Origin of the sequence: Shewanella sp. HL-SH2 (assembly GCF_051164935.1) — a bacterium.
Classification (GTDB): Bacteria; Pseudomonadota; Gammaproteobacteria; order Enterobacterales; family Shewanellaceae; genus Shewanella; species Shewanella glacialimarina.
This window is the reverse complement of the sequence record NZ_CP195035.1, coordinates 1,151,727-1,167,913: the sequence shown is the minus strand read 5'-3', so window position 1 is coordinate 1,167,913 and position 16,187 is coordinate 1,151,727. Positions and strand designations below refer to the sequence as shown.

General features: G+C 40.6%; 14 protein-coding genes, 1 pseudogene and 1 riboswitch. Of the genes and pseudogenes, 5 read left to right on the top strand and 10 right to left on the bottom strand.

The genetic code is table 11. The features are described 5' to 3' along the window. Window positions 1–79: 79 nt before the first annotated feature. Window positions 80–255, bottom strand: a riboswitch (Lysine riboswitch). Window positions 256–563: 308 nt separating this feature from the next. Further along, window positions 564–995, bottom strand: a complete 432-nt coding sequence (locus ACRWP9_RS05130) for a DUF3293 domain-containing protein (RefSeq protein WP_434928219.1) — start codon at window positions 993–995, stop codon at window positions 564–566. Between the two features lie 618 nt (window positions 996–1,613). Between ACRWP9_RS05130 and arcA the strand changes: the two genes are divergently transcribed. The 3 genes from arcA to ACRWP9_RS05115 all read left to right on the top strand — a co-directional run bounded on the left by arcA (window position 1,614) and on the right by ACRWP9_RS05115 (window position 3,831). After that, a complete protein-coding gene (arcA, locus tag ACRWP9_RS05125) occupies window positions 1,614–2,330 on the top strand; it encodes a two-component system response regulator ArcA (protein ID WP_434928217.1) in 717 nt (238 codons plus the stop codon). Window positions 2,331–2,540: 210 nt separating this feature from the next. Further along, the gene (locus ACRWP9_RS05120; RefSeq protein ID WP_434928215.1) at window positions 2,541–3,467 is read left to right on the top strand and encodes a D-2-hydroxyacid dehydrogenase; all 927 of its coding nucleotides are present in this window, start codon (window positions 2,541–2,543) and stop codon (window positions 3,465–3,467) included. A gap of 172 nt (window positions 3,468–3,639) precedes the next feature. Then, window positions 3,640–3,831: a bacterioferritin-associated ferredoxin gene (locus ACRWP9_RS05115; protein ID WP_226411272.1), complete on the top strand. Its 192-nt coding sequence runs from the start codon at window positions 3,640–3,642 to the stop codon at window positions 3,829–3,831. Between the two features lie 104 nt (window positions 3,832–3,935). Here the strand turns inward: ACRWP9_RS05115 and ACRWP9_RS05110 are convergent, their stop codons facing one another. Continuing rightward, the gene (locus ACRWP9_RS05110; protein ID WP_434928212.1) at window positions 3,936–4,100 is read right to left on the bottom strand and encodes a hypothetical protein; all 165 of its coding nucleotides are present in this window, start codon (window positions 4,098–4,100) and stop codon (window positions 3,936–3,938) included. Window positions 4,101–4,230: 130 nt separating this feature from the next. Here ACRWP9_RS05110 and ACRWP9_RS05105 point away from each other — a divergent pair. Next, window positions 4,231–4,434 (top strand): annotated as a pseudogene (locus ACRWP9_RS05105) (hypothetical protein); the annotation flags it as partial. 166 nt (window positions 4,435–4,600) lie between these two features. Here ACRWP9_RS05105 and parC read toward each other — a convergent pair. The 7 genes from parC to nudF all read right to left on the bottom strand — a co-directional run bounded on the left by parC (window position 4,601) and on the right by nudF (window position 12,725). Then, window positions 4,601–6,904, bottom strand: a complete 2,304-nt coding sequence (parC, locus tag ACRWP9_RS05100; protein WP_434928211.1) for a DNA topoisomerase IV subunit A — start codon at window positions 6,902–6,904, stop codon at window positions 4,601–4,603. Further along, window positions 6,897–8,069, bottom strand: a complete 1,173-nt coding sequence (locus tag ACRWP9_RS05095) for a PQQ-dependent sugar dehydrogenase (RefSeq protein WP_434928210.1) — start codon at window positions 8,067–8,069, stop codon at window positions 6,897–6,899. Before ACRWP9_RS05095 ends, parC begins: the two co-directional genes overlap by 8 nt. Before the next feature lie 92 nt (window positions 8,070–8,161). After that, the gene (gene parE, locus ACRWP9_RS05090) at window positions 8,162–10,048 is read right to left on the bottom strand and encodes a DNA topoisomerase IV subunit B (RefSeq protein WP_434928208.1); all 1,887 of its coding nucleotides are present in this window, start codon (window positions 10,046–10,048) and stop codon (window positions 8,162–8,164) included. A 50-nt stretch (window positions 10,049–10,098) separates the two neighbouring features. Beyond that, window positions 10,099–10,674 carry a YqiA/YcfP family alpha/beta fold hydrolase gene (locus ACRWP9_RS05085; protein WP_434928207.1) on the bottom strand — a complete coding sequence of 192 codons (576 nt, stop codon included), beginning with the start codon at window positions 10,672–10,674 and terminating at the stop codon, window positions 10,099–10,101. 72 nt (window positions 10,675–10,746) lie between these two features. Further along, a complete protein-coding gene (gene cpdA, locus ACRWP9_RS05080; RefSeq protein ID WP_226411296.1) occupies window positions 10,747–11,586 on the bottom strand; it encodes a 3',5'-cyclic-AMP phosphodiesterase in 840 nt (279 codons plus the stop codon). A gap of 36 nt (window positions 11,587–11,622) precedes the next feature. Continuing rightward, a complete protein-coding gene (locus ACRWP9_RS05075; protein ID WP_434928933.1) occupies window positions 11,623–12,054 on the bottom strand; it encodes a DUF1249 domain-containing protein in 432 nt (143 codons plus the stop codon). Window positions 12,055–12,095: 41 nt separating this feature from the next. Continuing rightward, on the bottom strand, window positions 12,096–12,725 hold the full coding sequence (gene nudF / locus ACRWP9_RS05070) for an ADP-ribose diphosphatase (protein WP_434928206.1): 630 nt from the start codon (window positions 12,723–12,725) through the stop codon (window positions 12,096–12,098). Window positions 12,726–13,227: 502 nt separating this feature from the next. Between nudF and tolC the strand changes: the two genes are divergently transcribed. Next, entirely contained in the window at window positions 13,228–14,535 is a 1,308-nt protein-coding gene (gene tolC, locus ACRWP9_RS05065) for an outer membrane channel protein TolC (RefSeq protein WP_434928205.1), read from the top strand. 143 nt (window positions 14,536–14,678) lie between these two features. Here tolC and lysS read toward each other — a convergent pair whose 3' ends face one another. Beyond that, window positions 14,679–16,181, bottom strand: coding sequence for a lysine--tRNA ligase (lysS, locus tag ACRWP9_RS05060; protein WP_235086544.1), 1,503 nt, complete (start codon window positions 16,179–16,181; stop codon window positions 14,679–14,681). Between the last annotated feature and the right edge of the window lie 6 nt (window positions 16,182–16,187).

Sequence of the window (16,187 nt, the reverse complement as noted above, 5' to 3'; positions counted from 1 at the left end):
ATAATACACTCCGAACTAAACTTCGTTCGAAGAGCCTGGTGCAAAGATAACGCACCCTTAAAGAAGGGAAACAGCAATCACCACCAGAAGCTCTCCACCAAATAACAGGTGACAATCGCTAGGATTCAACCTAATCGACCGATAAATAAGTTAACCAAATCTTATTGTATCTCGGCGTTAATCTCCCTCGTAAGCTGTCATGGGAATTGGTCTTCCTCAAGCTTACTACCTAGTTAACGCTCCTCTTCTGTGCCTCCCTAAGGAGGGACCAGCAAAATAACAATAAACCTAGGGTTAAGTCAATGCGCAAGATTGCAAGTTGAGTAAAAATAAACAAATGCATTATTTGCAGTAACGTACAATGAGGATTTGGCAGTAAAAAAGCGATTAGATGTGGTTTGGGGTAAATTATGGTCAGGATAAAGATGACATTGTAAATGCAGAATGCAAATAGTGAGGTAAACAGAGCTTTAATATAAAATCAGTCGTTGGTATTAGCTCATCACACTCATTTGTTAAATTTATTGTCCCAATTAAAAATTAACAAATGAAAATAAAGCGATTTAACAACATTCAGGGAAATCACTGACTAAACGTAAACGTTGATTAAAGGCCCCCATTTGCACCTCACTTTTGTGCTGATCAAAGCAGGCTACAAGCGATAATAAGCCTTGATTAACATAGTAAATTGCATGTTGCTTAAACTCTCGACCTAACTCAACAGCTTGATTTTTATCAATAAATACAGCCCAACTTTTTTCAACATGTGACAAATCAGGTGCTACCCCCATTAAGCAACGGTAAGGGCTTTGATATTGAAGGATTTTTAGTTGCAGTTCACGATCTAGCAGGCGGTTTTGACTTGGGGTTAGTAAGCACCCTAATGGGTTATAAGCAGTAATAATAGCGAACGAAAAATCAGGTGATAATGACTGGGTTAGCAAAAAATACGTTTTTTGATAGTCCTGCCACACAGTATCGATAACATTTTGCATAATAAATCCCACTAAATAAGCCCAAAAGAGTGTAGCAGAAAGAATTTAATAGCGAAAGAAATGTAAATTTCACAGCAAAAAAATATACACTTAACCGTTTTAAATCAATTAACTAAACATAATCACACTCATTTTTTATACTCAATAAATTATTTTTTTTAACATTTTATTTGTTAACAAATGCAGATAAAGGGTACAATAGCCACCAGTTACTGATTGATCGTCACAAAAAGCAGCTTTTAAGGCAAATTTTTACGATTAATACTATTAAGCTAAGACTTTACCGCCGTAAAATTACTGTCATATTGTTAGGTGTCTGTTTAAAAATTTCATTTTAGTTATGTCTAAATAGGAACTTTTAACTATCTTTAGGTTCACAGTCTACAGCGGTACGTATTGTTGCCATGATGAAAGGTTTTTTAAGTCTTAGTAAAACTCACTCTAAGCTATTGCTTAAAATAGCAATTAAAAACATTAGAGAATAAGAGAGTGTTTAAATTCAAGGCAGACAATGTTAAACACCAATAATCCAGAATTTCTAACGTATGCAGTTAAGCGTACGTAAACACTAGCCCAATGCTAGATAACAAATTTTATTAATTTTTAGGTAATTTTATTATGCAAAATCCACATATTTTAATTGTTGAAGACGAAGCTGTAACCCGTAATACCCTACGTAGCATATTTGAAGCTGAAGGTTATGTTGTTACTGAAGCTAATGATGGCGCTGAAATGCACAAAGCCATGCTTGAAAATAAAATTAACCTCGTGGTGATGGACATCAACCTACCAGGTAAAAATGGTTTGTTATTAGCGCGCGAACTTCGTGAAATCAACAATATCGGCTTAATTTTCCTAACCGGTCGTGATAACGAAGTTGATAAAATTTTAGGACTAGAAATTGGTGCTGATGATTACATCACTAAGCCATTTAACCCACGCGAATTAACCATTCGTGCGCGTAACTTATTAACTCGTGTAAACAGTGCCGTCACTGAGAGCGAAGAGAAAGGGTCTGTTGAATACTACCGTTTCAATGACTGGAGCTTAGAGATTAATAGCCGCTCATTAGTAAATCCACAGGGTGAATCTTACAAGTTACCACGCAGTGAATTCCGTGCCATGCTTCACTTTGTAGAAAACCCGGGCAAAATACTAACCCGTGCAGATCTACTAATGAAAATGACTGGCCGTGAGCTTAAGCCACATGATCGTACTGTTGATGTCACCATTCGTCGTATTCGTAAGCACTTTGAAAGCTTAGCTGATACGCCTGAAATCATCGCGACCATCCACGGTGAAGGCTATCGTTTTTGTGGTCACTTAGAAGATTAATTATCGACCATCACATATGGGTACGATAAAATAAAACCGAGCCTATACTCGGTTTTTTTATGTCTGAGGTTATTTTTATGGTATGAATTAAACGGGTTGATTTATCCTCCTATTCTGATGATTTAAAGTTTATATAATTTGATTCCGTTATGCCCCATGCCTAATATACTGCTATCTACCGTTAACGAACATTAAATGGATTAATCCATCATGGCCAATAAGTTACTGTTACTGACGCGTAAAAATGAAATTTATCGAGAGTTAATAACCCAATCTAACTTACCCAATTTAGTCATCTTAAATAACGAGTCAGACAGTATTATTGAAGCCGATATTTGGTTTGCCGAACCCGCTCTTGCTGCACCATTAATTAGTCAGGCTAAAAATTTACGTTGGCTGCAATCAACCTTCGCTGGCGTAGATAAACTCGTCATGCCAACACTGAGACGTGATTATCTACTGACTAATATTAAAGGTATTTTTGGCCCATTAATGAGTGAGTATCTATTTGGTTATTTACTTGCTCACCAGCGTGAGCACCTTAAGTATAAACAGCAACAGCAGCAAAAAAATTGGTTACCAGGAGGTTATAGAACGCTGCAGGGTCAAAATATACTGCTACTTGGCACAGGCTCAATAGCACAACATATTGCAGCAACAGCGAAGCATTTTGGGATGACAGTAACAGGGATAAATCGATTAGGTACTGCAACCTATGGATTTGATCGGGTCGATAGTATTGATAACTTAGCTCAACACCTCAGTCAAGCCGATGTAGTGGCCAGTATTTTACCTAATACCCCCGACACCGATAATATTCTCAACCAGCAAAACTTAAGCTTACTAAAACCAGAAGCCATCATTTGCAATTTAGGACGTGGCAATGTGCTCGATTTAGATGCACTCACAGGTCAATTAAATCAAACACCAAATCAACAGGCTATTTTGGACGTATTTAGTCAAGAACCCTTGCCTAAAACGCATCCAATTTGGTCATGTGCTAATGCTATTATTACTCCTCATATCGCTGCACCGAGTTTCCCCGAGCAAATTGTTGCGCTATTTAGCAGCAATTATCAGTTATGGCAAAATCAACAACCATTAAATTTTATTGTCGATTTTGATAAAGGCTATTAAAGATCAGTAGCTTAATTTAACTCCTTATATTGCAGACAGTATAAAAACAATAAATGTCGTATTTTTATCCAAAAAGTTATTGCCAATGATAACCGTTTTCATTTAGAATTAGATTCATCCAAGGGAATGACTATATTGATATCCCTTTTTCATCTGAGTTCTAGAGGCTAATATGTACGTTTGTCTTTGTCATGCAATTACAGATAAGCAAATTAAAGAAGCAGTTCGCCAAGGCGATTGCTCGTTAGCTGATGTCAGAAAGCGTTTAGGTGTAGCCGATCAATGTGGCAAATGTGCCAGAATGGCAAGCCAGATTATTAGCACTCAATTAGAGTTCGAGCCAAACTTCTACGAAGTAGCCTAAACCACAAGATTATTTAAAGCCCCTAATTCAATAAAAATGCAGCCAGATGGCTGCATTTTTGTTTATGGGTTTGAGTAGCATTTATTATCCCGAGCTGAGGTTACTTATAATTTATCAGCGCAATATTTTAATACTATTAAAAAAAACGGCGATGTTGAATCTTCAGACACTTTTATCATTAACGGCTCATACTGCCAGACCTGATTAATTATATCTGCCGTTAATACTTCACTAGGGCTGCCATCTCCAACAACAATCCCTTGATTCAAAATCACTCATTTAAGTGCTGATAACGCCACTTTATCTAATTGTTGAACGACTAGAAGATTACCTTACTGCAGGCTCAATGTTAGTGGATATAGCCCCATTTGTACCACTTCAAATACCTTGAAAGAAAACGTCACTGAGGCACGTTTTGGCGAGATGGTTGATAATTTAGCAGTGCTAACCGACTTCAATCTATTTAAGCTCAATCCACATCAGGGTTTATATGTTAAAGGGTTTGGTCAGGCATTTAGTTTGTCAGGCGCAGAGCTATTAGATGTAGATTGGAAGCGTGATGGCCACCACGGTAGTGCGGAAAAAATAGTTAAAATCGCCTGATATCTATACTTATCTATAACAAGCATTTTGGCTGAATTTTTACTCCCTCTCACTGAAAATCATCATTATAAATTAACAAAAAAGCTCACGTTAACAACGTGAGCTTTTTTTGCATTAAGCATTGTATAGCGAGTCAGTATTTAACTGCTGACTTTGATTTGATCAATTACTCTTCACTGTCCAGCTTATCAATTACGTTATTATCACTGGCAGTACCCATAGCTTCAATTTCAACGCTGTCTACTCGCTGCAAGCCTCTTGGCAGTTTAGCGCCACGTCGGCCACGCTCGCCGCGATAATGCTCTAAATCACTGGCTTTAAGGGTGAGTTTACGCTTACCGGCCCACAGGGTCACCGCTGCCCCACTTGGTACTACGTTTAAGTGCATCAATAATTCTTCACGATTTTTGGCACGCTCGGTTGGAATACCAATAATTTTATTGCCCTTACCTTTAGATAATTGTGGCAAGGCATCTAAACTGAACATTAGCATGCGTCCTTCACTGGTGATGGCTAATAAAGCATCATCAGCACCTTTAGTAATAAGCTTAGGTGTTAGCACCTGCGCATTAGCTGGTAAAGATAACAAAGCTTTACCCGCTTTATTACGGCTGACCATGTCTGAGTAAGCACCAATAAAGCCATAACCTGCGTCACTGGCTAATAGGTAACATTGTTCGTCCTCACCCATAATGACATGTCGCATCACAGCGCCAGGCGCCATATTAAAGCGAGTCGTGATCGGTTCACCCTGGCTTCTAGCCGATGGTAAAGTATGGCTGTCGGTGGCAAATGCACGACCTGATGAGTCGACAAATACTGCCGCTTGATTACTTTTGCCTATGGCGCTGCACAAATAACTGTCACCCGCTTTATAGCTTAAGCTTTGTGGGTCAACATCATGGCCTTTAGCACAACGTACCCAACCTTTATCAGATAATACAACCGTAACAGCTTCTGTAGGAATAAGTTCTTGTTCGGTTAATGCCTTTGATTCTTTGCGTTGAATAATTGGCGAGCGACGATCGTCACCAAATGTTTCACCATCTTGAATTAGCTCTTTTTTCACTAAGGTTTTTAAGCGGCGATCTGAACTTAAAATCAGTTCTAGCTTGTCACGCTCGGCCATTAGCTCATCTTGCTCAGCTTTGATTTTAAATTCTTCTAGCTTGCCAAGGTGACGTAGTTTTAGCTCTAAAATGGATTCAGCTTGTTTGTCACTTAAGTTAAAACGAGCCATTAACTCCGCTTTAGGGTCATCATGAAAGCGAATAATTTCAATCACTTCATCGATGTTTAAAAACGCGACCATTAAGGCTTCAAGAATATGCAGACGTGCAATCACTTTGTCTAAACGGAATTGTAAACGACGGGTCACCGTAGACACGCGGTACTCTAGCCATTCAGTTAACATGGTCAGCAGGCCTTTCACCTGCGGGCGACCATCAAGTCCAAGCACGTTTAAGTTGATGCGAAAGCTTTTCTCTAAATCCGTTGTAGCAAATAAATGGGTCATTAATTGGTCGCAATCAACTCGATTTGAGCGCGGAACAACGACTAACCTCACAGGATTTTCATGATCAGATTCATCACGTAAATCACTTACCATTGGCAGCTTTTTGGCCTGCATTTGCAAGGCAATTTGCTCTAGAATTTTGCCACTACCCGCCTGATGTGGCAGTGATGTGATGATAATTTCATGATTATCAATACTGTATACCGCGCGCATTTTAATTGAGCCACGACCGGTTTCGTAAATTTTGGCAATATCAGCACTTGGGGTAATAATTTCTGCTTCGGTTGGATAATCTGGCCCAGGGACCAGTTCCATTAAACGTGCTAAATCGGTTTTAGGGTTGTCTAATAACTCGACACAGGCAGAGACTAATTCACGCACATTATGCGGCGGAATATCGGTTGCCATACCGACTGCAATACCGGTGATGCCGTTTAATAAAATATGCGGTAGTCGAGCAGGTAATGTTTTAGGCTCTTTCATGGTGCCGTCAAAGTTAACGCCCCACTCTACCGTGCCTTGGGCTAACTCTGACAATAATACTTCTGAAAACTTAGACAGAGTCGCTTCGGTATAACGCATCGCCGCAAACGATTTGGGATCATCTGGGGCCCCCCAGTTACCTTGACCTTTTACTAGCGGATAACGATATGAGAAAGGCTGTGCCATTAATACCATAGCTTCATAACACGCGCTGTCACCATGGGGATGATATTTACCTAACACATCACCGACAGTACGAGCTGACTTTTTAGGCTTAGATTGCGCATTAAGGCCAAGTTCGCTCATGGCATAGATGATACGACGCTGTACTGGCTTTAAACCATCACCAATATGCGGCAATGCACGATCCATGATCACGTACATTGAATAATTTAAATAAGCCTCTTCGGTGAATCGGCGTAATGGCATTTGCTCAACGCCATCTAGGCTTAATTCAATCGCATCACTCATCTGTGCTTTCCTGTATTGGATCAGTAGCTTTATAGAACAAACGGTATATATTGCCCTTTAAGTCATCTGAAATATAAATTGCGCCATCTGGTGCGGTTAGCAAATCAAATGGTCGGGCGACGGGAAACTCTCCGTCTAAAAAGCTCACTACGGTTTCCCGGTGTGCAATAGTTGTTTTCGGCTGGCTGTTATCTAGTGCCAGCATCACTATTTGATAGCCCACTTTACTTGAACGGTTCCATGAACCATTTTCAGCCACAAATAACTGCTGTTGATAACGCTCTGGAAACTGAGTGCCGGTATAAAAATGTAATCCGGTTGGGGCTACATGAGCCGGTAATTCAAAAACAGGTGGAGTAATTTTTAAATTGGTTGGCTTATCATATGCGGGTTCTTTGATATCACTTGCATGTATGTAGGGAAAGCCAAAATGAGTGCCTTTTATGTCCAGTCGATTAATCTCATCGGCGGGTAAATTGTCGCCCATCCAGTTGCGGCCTAAATCCGCAAACCACATTTGGTTAGTGCCAGGTTCCCAATCAAAACCCGTTACACTGCGAATACCTAAGGCAACTTGCTCACTAGCACCGGTTTGCACATTAATGGCTAGCACACTGCCATAAGGAGCCGGTGCTTCACACACATTACAGGGCATGCCCAAGGCAACATATAATCGTCCATCTGGGCCAAAACGCATCGCGCGGCTATAGCGCTTCTCTAGGTCAGGCAGATTTGAGTAGACTTCTTTAGCACGTGATGGGCGACGTAAACGATCTTCAATCTCTTCATATTTGATAATTCTGTCTTCTTCACTAACATAGAGATCGCCTTTATAAAATGCTAGAGCGTCAGGGTTTTCAAGCCCTCTGGCGATAACATAACGTTTATCTACCTGACCATCCTGATCATTATCAACTAACGCGTAAATGGTGCCATTTTTTTGCGAACCAACAAATAAGGTGCCATGTTCACCTAATGCCATTTGTTTAATATCGCCTAAATCAGAGGCATACAAGGAAAGGCCGAAACCTTTAGTCACAGTAATCATTACAGATTGAGCGGCATGAACTTGGCTAACAAGCATTGTGCTAAAACCAAATAATGCACAAGCTTTTGCCGCCCATTGCCAATTGAGCTCGAATGATTTCGATTTGATATACAACATGTAATTATTCATTTGCCTCAAATTTTTATTATTGGCGGTCAAAAACCCATTTAATCAATGGTCTCAGTAAACTTTCTCAATAAAGCATCAGCTTAAACCTGAGCTAAGTCACCTTTGGTTTCTAACCAACTCTTTCTATCAGATGAACGTTTTTTGGCAAGCAGCATATCCATTAATGCATCAGTGCCATCATCATCACCTATGGTGAGCTGCACTAAGCGACGGGTATTAGGGTCCATGGTTGTTTCGCGTAATTGTAATGGGTTCATTTCACCTAGACCTTTAAATCGAGTGACTTGAACTTTACCTTTTTTCTTTTCAGCGATAATACGATCTAAAATACCGGTTTTTTCTGCTTCATCTAAGGCATAAAAAACTTCTTTACCTAAATCGATACGAAATAGAGGCGGCATGGCAATATACACGTGGCCTTTTTCGACTAATACTCGGTAATGCTTTAAAAATAATGCGCAAAGTAAGGTGGCAATATGTAAACCATCCGAGTCAGCATCGGCTAGAATACAAATTTTACCATAGCGCAATTCATCGATATTAGCGCTATCAGGATCGCAACCTATCGCGACAGAAATATCATGTACTTCTTGAGAAGCCAATACTTGAGCTGAATCCACTTCCCAGGTATTTAAAATTTTACCCCGCAGCGGCATAATCGCTTGAAACTCACGGTCTCGCGCCTGTTTGGCACTGCCACCAGCAGAATCACCTTCCACTAAAAATAGCTCGCCGCGCATAGGGTCTTGACCCGAACAGTCGGTTAACTTGCCCGGTAACGCCGGCCCTGAAGTGACTTTTTTACGGGCCACTTTTTTAGCGGCTTTAAGGCGACGCTGGGCGTTGCTAATACATAATTCAGCTAATTGTTCAGCAAGATCGGTATTAGAATTCAGCCATAATGAAAATGCATCACGCACAATGCCCGATACAAATGCTGAACTTTGACGGCTAGAAAGTTTCTCTTTCGTTTGCCCGGCAAACTGAGGGTCTTGCATTTTGATTGATACAATAAACGCAGCTTTATCCCAAATATCTTCAGGTGACAGCTTAATACCACGGGGAACTAAATTGCGAAACTCACAGAACTCACGCATCGACTCTAATAGACCTTGTCTAAAGCCGTTAACATGGGTGCCCCCTAATGGGGTAGGAATTAAGTTTACATAACTTTCTGTTAAGCTTTCGCCACCTTCAGGTAGCCAGGTAATAGCCCATTCTGCGGCTTCTAAATCGCCCTTAAAACTGCCGACAAAAGGCTCTTCTGGCAATAAAACCGAATCTTTAACGGCTTCTTTTAAATAATCTGTTAAGCCACTTTCATAAAACCATTCGTGGACTTCACCGTTGTGTTTATTAGTGAATTTAATTCTAAGCCCTGGGCACAATACTGCTTTGGCTCGTAGAATATAAATAAGCTTAGTGGTTGAAAAGTTGGCAGAATCAAAATAGCTACTATCTGGCCAGAAATGAACGCTGGTGCCAGTATTACGACGACCACAAGTCCCTGTTACCGTTAACTCTTCGACTTTGAAGCCATTTTCAAAGGCCATTTCATAGATTTGAGCGTCACGACGAACGGTTATCTGAACCCGCGTAGAAAGAGCATTAACAACAGAAATACCCACTCCGTGTAAACCGCCCGAGAATTGATAGTTCTTATTGGAAAATTTACCACCCGCATGCAGCTTGGTGAGAATAAGCTCAACCCCGGGAATACCCTCTTCAGGGTGAATATCGACTGGCATACCGCGGCCATCATCGGTCACTTCTAATGAGTTATCAGTGTGTAATGTCACTTCAATTTTTGATGCATGTCCAGCAAGTGCTTCATCGACACTGTTATCGATGACTTCTTGACCTAAATGATTAGGACGAGTTGTATCGGTATACATGCCTGGGCGGCGTTTAACCGGATCAAGTCCATTAAGGACTTCAATTGCATCTGATGTATATTGATTAGTCATATTCCACACATTGTTGTTATTCACTCAGCTATAAAGCAGAGTGTTGATTATTAAGGCAGCTGAAGAAATCGACAAATTTTATCAAGCTGTTGCTCGTATCCCACAAAACTGTGGTCGCCATTAGGTTCTAGATGTAATTCACAGCAATGATACTTGTGCACAGCCTGACGATAATCTAACACTTCGTCACCAGTTTGCAACAAAACCAAGAATCTATCGGGGTGGTTAATGACATTTGTATCATATTGCGCTACGGCTATACGATCTTCAGGTAGTACCTGATAATGCTCGTCAATATAGGGATTATATTGGGGTCCTAAAAACTCTTCAAATAAATCATACGGTTTTACTGCAGGGTTTACTAATACCGCTTTCCCACCATACTTTTCGGCTAAAAAACTGGCGAAATAGCCACCAAGGGATGAGCCGATAAATCGAAGTGGCTGGCCATTGGCAAATGCTTGTTCGGTTATCTTAGTTAATAATGCCATCGCTTCATGGATTGATGTTGGCACTTGTGGCTGAAAAAATACTAAATCGGGATAATATTGCTTGATATACTTTGCTGTTTTCAGCGCTTTATCTGACTGATTTGAACTATTGAAACCATGTATATAAAGCAGCATATATCCTCACGCAACGGTTAATTAACATTAACGCGCATTCACAAAACTTATTGAATAGTGTGTCGAAAGAAGTTAATAACCGCTGGCTTCATTGTCTGGTGTGAAATGATCGCCCGCAACACGATGAACCTCAGTGTGAATGCTACCATCGCAAAGCAGCTCCAGCAAACGATAACCCGGTTGAACGCCATCTAAAGCAAAATGATCGGATAAAGGCTTAAATTGTATACAGGTAGAAGGGGTCGCCATTAATGCGATTGCCCCATGTGGGCCTTGGTGGTGCTGGTTTACTTGCTGATGAACATGCCCCCAGAGTAAACCTTTGACTTGTGGATATTGACTGACTCTTTGGATAAAGTCGCTGCCATTCGCCATACAGTGTTGATCTAACCAGCCGCATTGCATCAAAATAGGATTATGATGCATGGCCAGTAATACGTGTTTATCTGGCTCAGCATTAATTGCGGCATCAATGATCGAAAACTGCTCTTCCCCCATAAATCCGCCAGGCTTACCACGCACCGTGGAATCCAACATGAGGATTTGCCATTTGCCAGCAATAATCCGTTGCTGACCAAAAATATTGTCCCCCTGCATATGTAACGCCATCATACGAGGATCGTCATGATTACCAGGTAAGTAGTGGCATGGTAATTTGGTGGATGATATTTGGCGAACAAAATTATGATAAGAAGTGGCTGAGTAATCCTGGCTAATATCACCAGAGGCGATCACTAAGTCAGCTGTTGCAGAAGAAGCCATGAAAGTATCAATAACCGCTTGCAGGCTATTAGCTGTGTTTACACCTAAAAGCTGAGATTCAGGATCGGCAAAAAGATGCGGATCCGTAACCTGGACCAATCGCACCGATTGATTTTCCTCAAAAGTGTATTTAACAGCTGGTTTCAGCACGTACAATTCCCAAATATATAGTTTTCAAGCAAGTCACTAAAAAGTAATGCTGTGACAACCTATCTTAAGTAGTTCTTCTAAAAATGCATTCACTTGAAATTTTTCATCTGCCTGATGCATGTGTATATTAGGATAATCATATACCGGTTTAAAACTAAAAATCTGTTGGCTAGTTAACACTTCTGCTAATTGAGCATCATGATATATTCTCACCACCACTTTCGGGGATGATACAAATAAGCTATGGGGTAAACTTCGCGAGATCTCAACTAATTGGGTATATCGAGTGTTTTCAATCAATGTAATAGCCAGTGAACCAAACTCACCTTCAACTACCCAAGATGTATCGGTTTCAATCACGTCTGGCAACCATTTTAAAATCAGCGCATAATTTCGCCCGCACAATGCTAAAAAAGCACTGACATTGGGTTGATATCTACTCTTATCTTGCGAACTTAGCTGTGCCAATTGATTCACTTCACCTCAAATATGTAACCAGTTGTTTTAACCTAATCCACTTGATTCAGATATTGCTGATAATTCAACATTAACCACTGTATACCCAGAACCGTTGATGCATTATCTATTCGACCGGACTTCACCCAATCATAAGCTTGCTCACGGCTAACCACATGAACTTTAATGTCTTCATTTTCGCTATCAAGTCCATGAATGCCATTTGCTTGGCTAGCATCGACTCGCCCAAGGTACATGTAAAAACGCTCGCTTGTACCGCCGGGGCTAACAAGATAACTATTGATATAATCAATATGACTAGCGACCAAGCCTGACTCTTCAAATAACTCTCTTGTCGCAACTTGCTCTGGTTTTTCGCCGGGCTCGATCATACCTGCCACAAGCTCAAGAAGCCAGATTGATTTAGTCGTTGCTAATGCAGGCACGCGTAACTGTTCGATTAATACGACTTGATCTCGAATTGGATCATATGGCAATACCACAACGGCATTGCCGCGCTCAAATACTTCTCGAGTGACTTCACCACTCCAGCCACCTGCAAACAACTTATGTTTAAAGCGATATTCGTCTAACCGAAAAAAACCTTGGTAGAGCACTCGCTTAGACAAGAGTTCAAAGTCATTGTCGGCATCAAAATTTACTGTCGGTATTGTATTTTTCATAAAAAACCCAATGTTAAATGGATATATGGTTAAGAAAGTATTCACCGCATAATAAGATGAAATGAATTGAATTATTGTTGAGGTTGCCTAGTGTGAAATAAAATCTGTTACACTTCAAAGTTGACTTAAATCGATAAGTTTTTAATAGTCGAATAAGTAGCATTTTACGTCTATTGAATAAAAGCTCACTTTGGCCAACTATAAGATACTTAAGCTTAGAAAAAAATCACTTTTTGTAAGTGATATTGCACAAATGCAAATACGTTAAGATACCGTCATTTGTTATGCTTTTTCTAAACTAATAGTGTTTACAAAATTTAAGCTTTATCGCAATCGCGTTTAAAATGGCGATAAGGCTGCCAGTATTTGCCACTTTAATCATTTGATTAAGTGTACTGAAATCGACCTATCCAGGCTAATGCCATCAATAATAGATAGGTTTAATAATTAGTTCGTTATATCTTTAACTACAATATTTAAGCATTGTCTAAAAGGGCAGAAAATGAAATTCAAAATGGGTACTCTATACGCAGCGTTATCGTTTGCAGTGTTCGCGCCAACTGTACAAGCTGACGATTTAATGCAAATTTATCAACAGGCTCTCACCAGCGATCCAGTTGTATTGCAAGCACAAGCTCAGCGTGATGCATTATACGAGAGCATTGAAGAAAACCGCGCTCCTTTACTGCCAACAATCAGCGCAACTGTCGGTTATTCCAAAGCATGGAATAAGTATGAAGGTGAACCAAGAGTTGAACCGGCTGGACTTACCGGTGGTGTAAAACTAAGCCAGTTAATATACGATCACAGTGCATGGGTTGGTTTAGACCTTGCTGAAATGGCTGCATCGCAAGCCGATGCGTCTTATGCATCTGCTCTTCAGTCGCTTATCATTCGCGTGACTAATGCTTATTTCAACGTATTAACAGCTAAAGATAACTTTGAATTCCAAGGCGCTGAAAAAGCGGCTATCGAACGCCAACTTGAACAGACTAAGCAGCGCTTTGCTGTGGGGTTAACTGCGATTACTGACGTACACGAAGCTCAGGCACAATACGATTTAGCTTCTGCACAAGAGATTTTAGCTGAGAACACGTTAGCCAATAGTTATGAAGCTCTGCGTGAAATCACTGGTATCGACCATAAATCAATTAACATTCTCGACACCAACCGCTTTTCAGCGGGCACTCCAGCACCTGCTAGCTCTAGCGACTGGTTAAAAATGGCAGAAACAAGCAGCTTATCATTACTTGCACAGCGTATTGGTAAAGACATTGCTAGTGAGACAATTAAGCTTTATCAAGCTGGCCATATGCCGACCCTAAATTTTGATGCGGGTTACACCAAAGGACTTGATCAACAACCTACACCTGACTATGACAACGCTAATATTGGTATTACTTTACGTGTACCTATCTTCGAAGGCTTCAAAGTTTCTTCACAGGTTAAGAAAGCACAATATCAATATGTTGAAGCCAGTGAAAAACTAGAACAAACTCATCGTGGTGTCGTTAAAGATGTGCGTAACAACTTTAACAACGTCAATGCTTCTATTAGTTCGATCAGAGCATATGAGCAATCAGTGGTCTCGTCTGAAAGTGCACTAAAAGCAACTCAAGCCGGTTTTGAAGTCGGTACCCGTACTATTGTTGATGTATTAAATCGTACCCGTGACTTGTACGATTCAAAGCGTAAATTGTCTGATGCACGCTATGGTTACATCAATTCAATCGTAGCACTAAAGCAAGCTGCAGGCACATTGAATGAAGATGATGTTATTGCGATTAACAACGGCTTAATTAGCCAATAATCGTAATATCGTTCGCTTAATAAAAATGGCCCATCAAGGGCCATTTTTATTATTCATAATTTGATTAGGTGATCTTACTAAACATAAAAAACCAGCCTATTGGCTGGTTTTTCTATGTAAGCTTTGAACACTTATTACAGAGATTAGCCCTGTGGGCGCATCGCTGGGAATAAAATCACATCACGAATGGTATGGGTGTTAGTAAATAACATCACCAAACGGTCGATACCAATACCCTGACCCGCTGTAGGCGGTAAGCCGTGCTCTAGTGCTGTAATGTAATCTGCATCATAAAACATTGCTTCATCATCACCGGCATCTTTAGCATCAACCTGCGCTTTAAAGCGACTGTCCTGGTCTTCTGCATCGTTAAGCTCAGAGAAACCGTTAGCGACTTCACGACCGCCAATAAAGAACTCGAAACGGTCAGTAATAAAATGATTGTCATCATTACGACGCGCTAACGGTGAAATGTCCGCTGGATAACCAGTAATGAACGTAGGTTGCATTAGCTGAGTTTCGGCGGTTTCGCCAAAGATTTCTTCTAACAATTGACCACAAGTCCAGAACTTCTCAATTTTCATTCCAATGCTTTTGGCAAGGGTACGCATAAATTCAACGTCTTTAACTTCTTCATAGGTCATTGACTGAATGGTAGCATTGTCTGGATTGTATTTCTTAATCGCATCTAACATGCTTAAACGTGCGTAAGGGCCACCAAAATCAACAGTATGCTCGCCGTATGGAAGTTGTGGAGAACCACAAAGTTCAGTCGCGATAGAGCTTAGCATTTCTTCGGTTAAGTCCATAAGGTCATTAAAATCAGCGTATGCCATATAGAATTCCATCATAGTGAATTCTGGGTTATGACGTGGTGATAAACCTTCGTTACGGAAGTTGCGGTTAATTTCGAATACTCGCTCAAAACCACCTACGACTAAACGCTTAAGGTAAAGCTCAGGCGCGATACGCAAGTACATCGCCATATCTAATGCATTATGGTGCGTGGCAAAAGGACGTGCTGAAGCACCGCCTGGAATGCTATGCATCATTGGTGTTTCAACTTCCATGAACTCTTTTTTGATCATGAAGTTACGAATAGCTGAAACCACTTTAGAACGCATAATAAAAGCATTACGTGAATCTTCATTGACAATCAAATCAACGTAACGTTGACGATAACGTGTTTCTTGATCCGTTAAACCGTGGAATTTTTCAGGTAATGGACGCAATGCTTTAGTCAGTAACTGATACTGTTCCATGTTGACATATAAGTCGCCTTTACCTGACAGGTGAAGTTGACCGGTAACACCAATAATGTCACCAATATCTAACCCCTGAAACGTCTCTTTCAAATCTTTTTGAACATCTTTACCCGCATAAGCCTGGATACGACCGCTCACATCTTGAATCACTAAAAAAGGACCGCGCTTAGCCATAACACGACCAGCGATAGAGCGTTGAATGCCCATGCCTTCTAGTTCTTCTTTGGTGTGGTGACCGAACTCAGCTTCAATATCGGCAGCCTTATGTTTTCGATCGAAGTTGTTTGGGTGACCATTTGCTGGGCAATTCGTGCGGATGTGATCCAATTTTGCACGACGTTCTGCAATTAACTTATTTTCATCTTGAGTGTGTTCAGTCATCTTCTT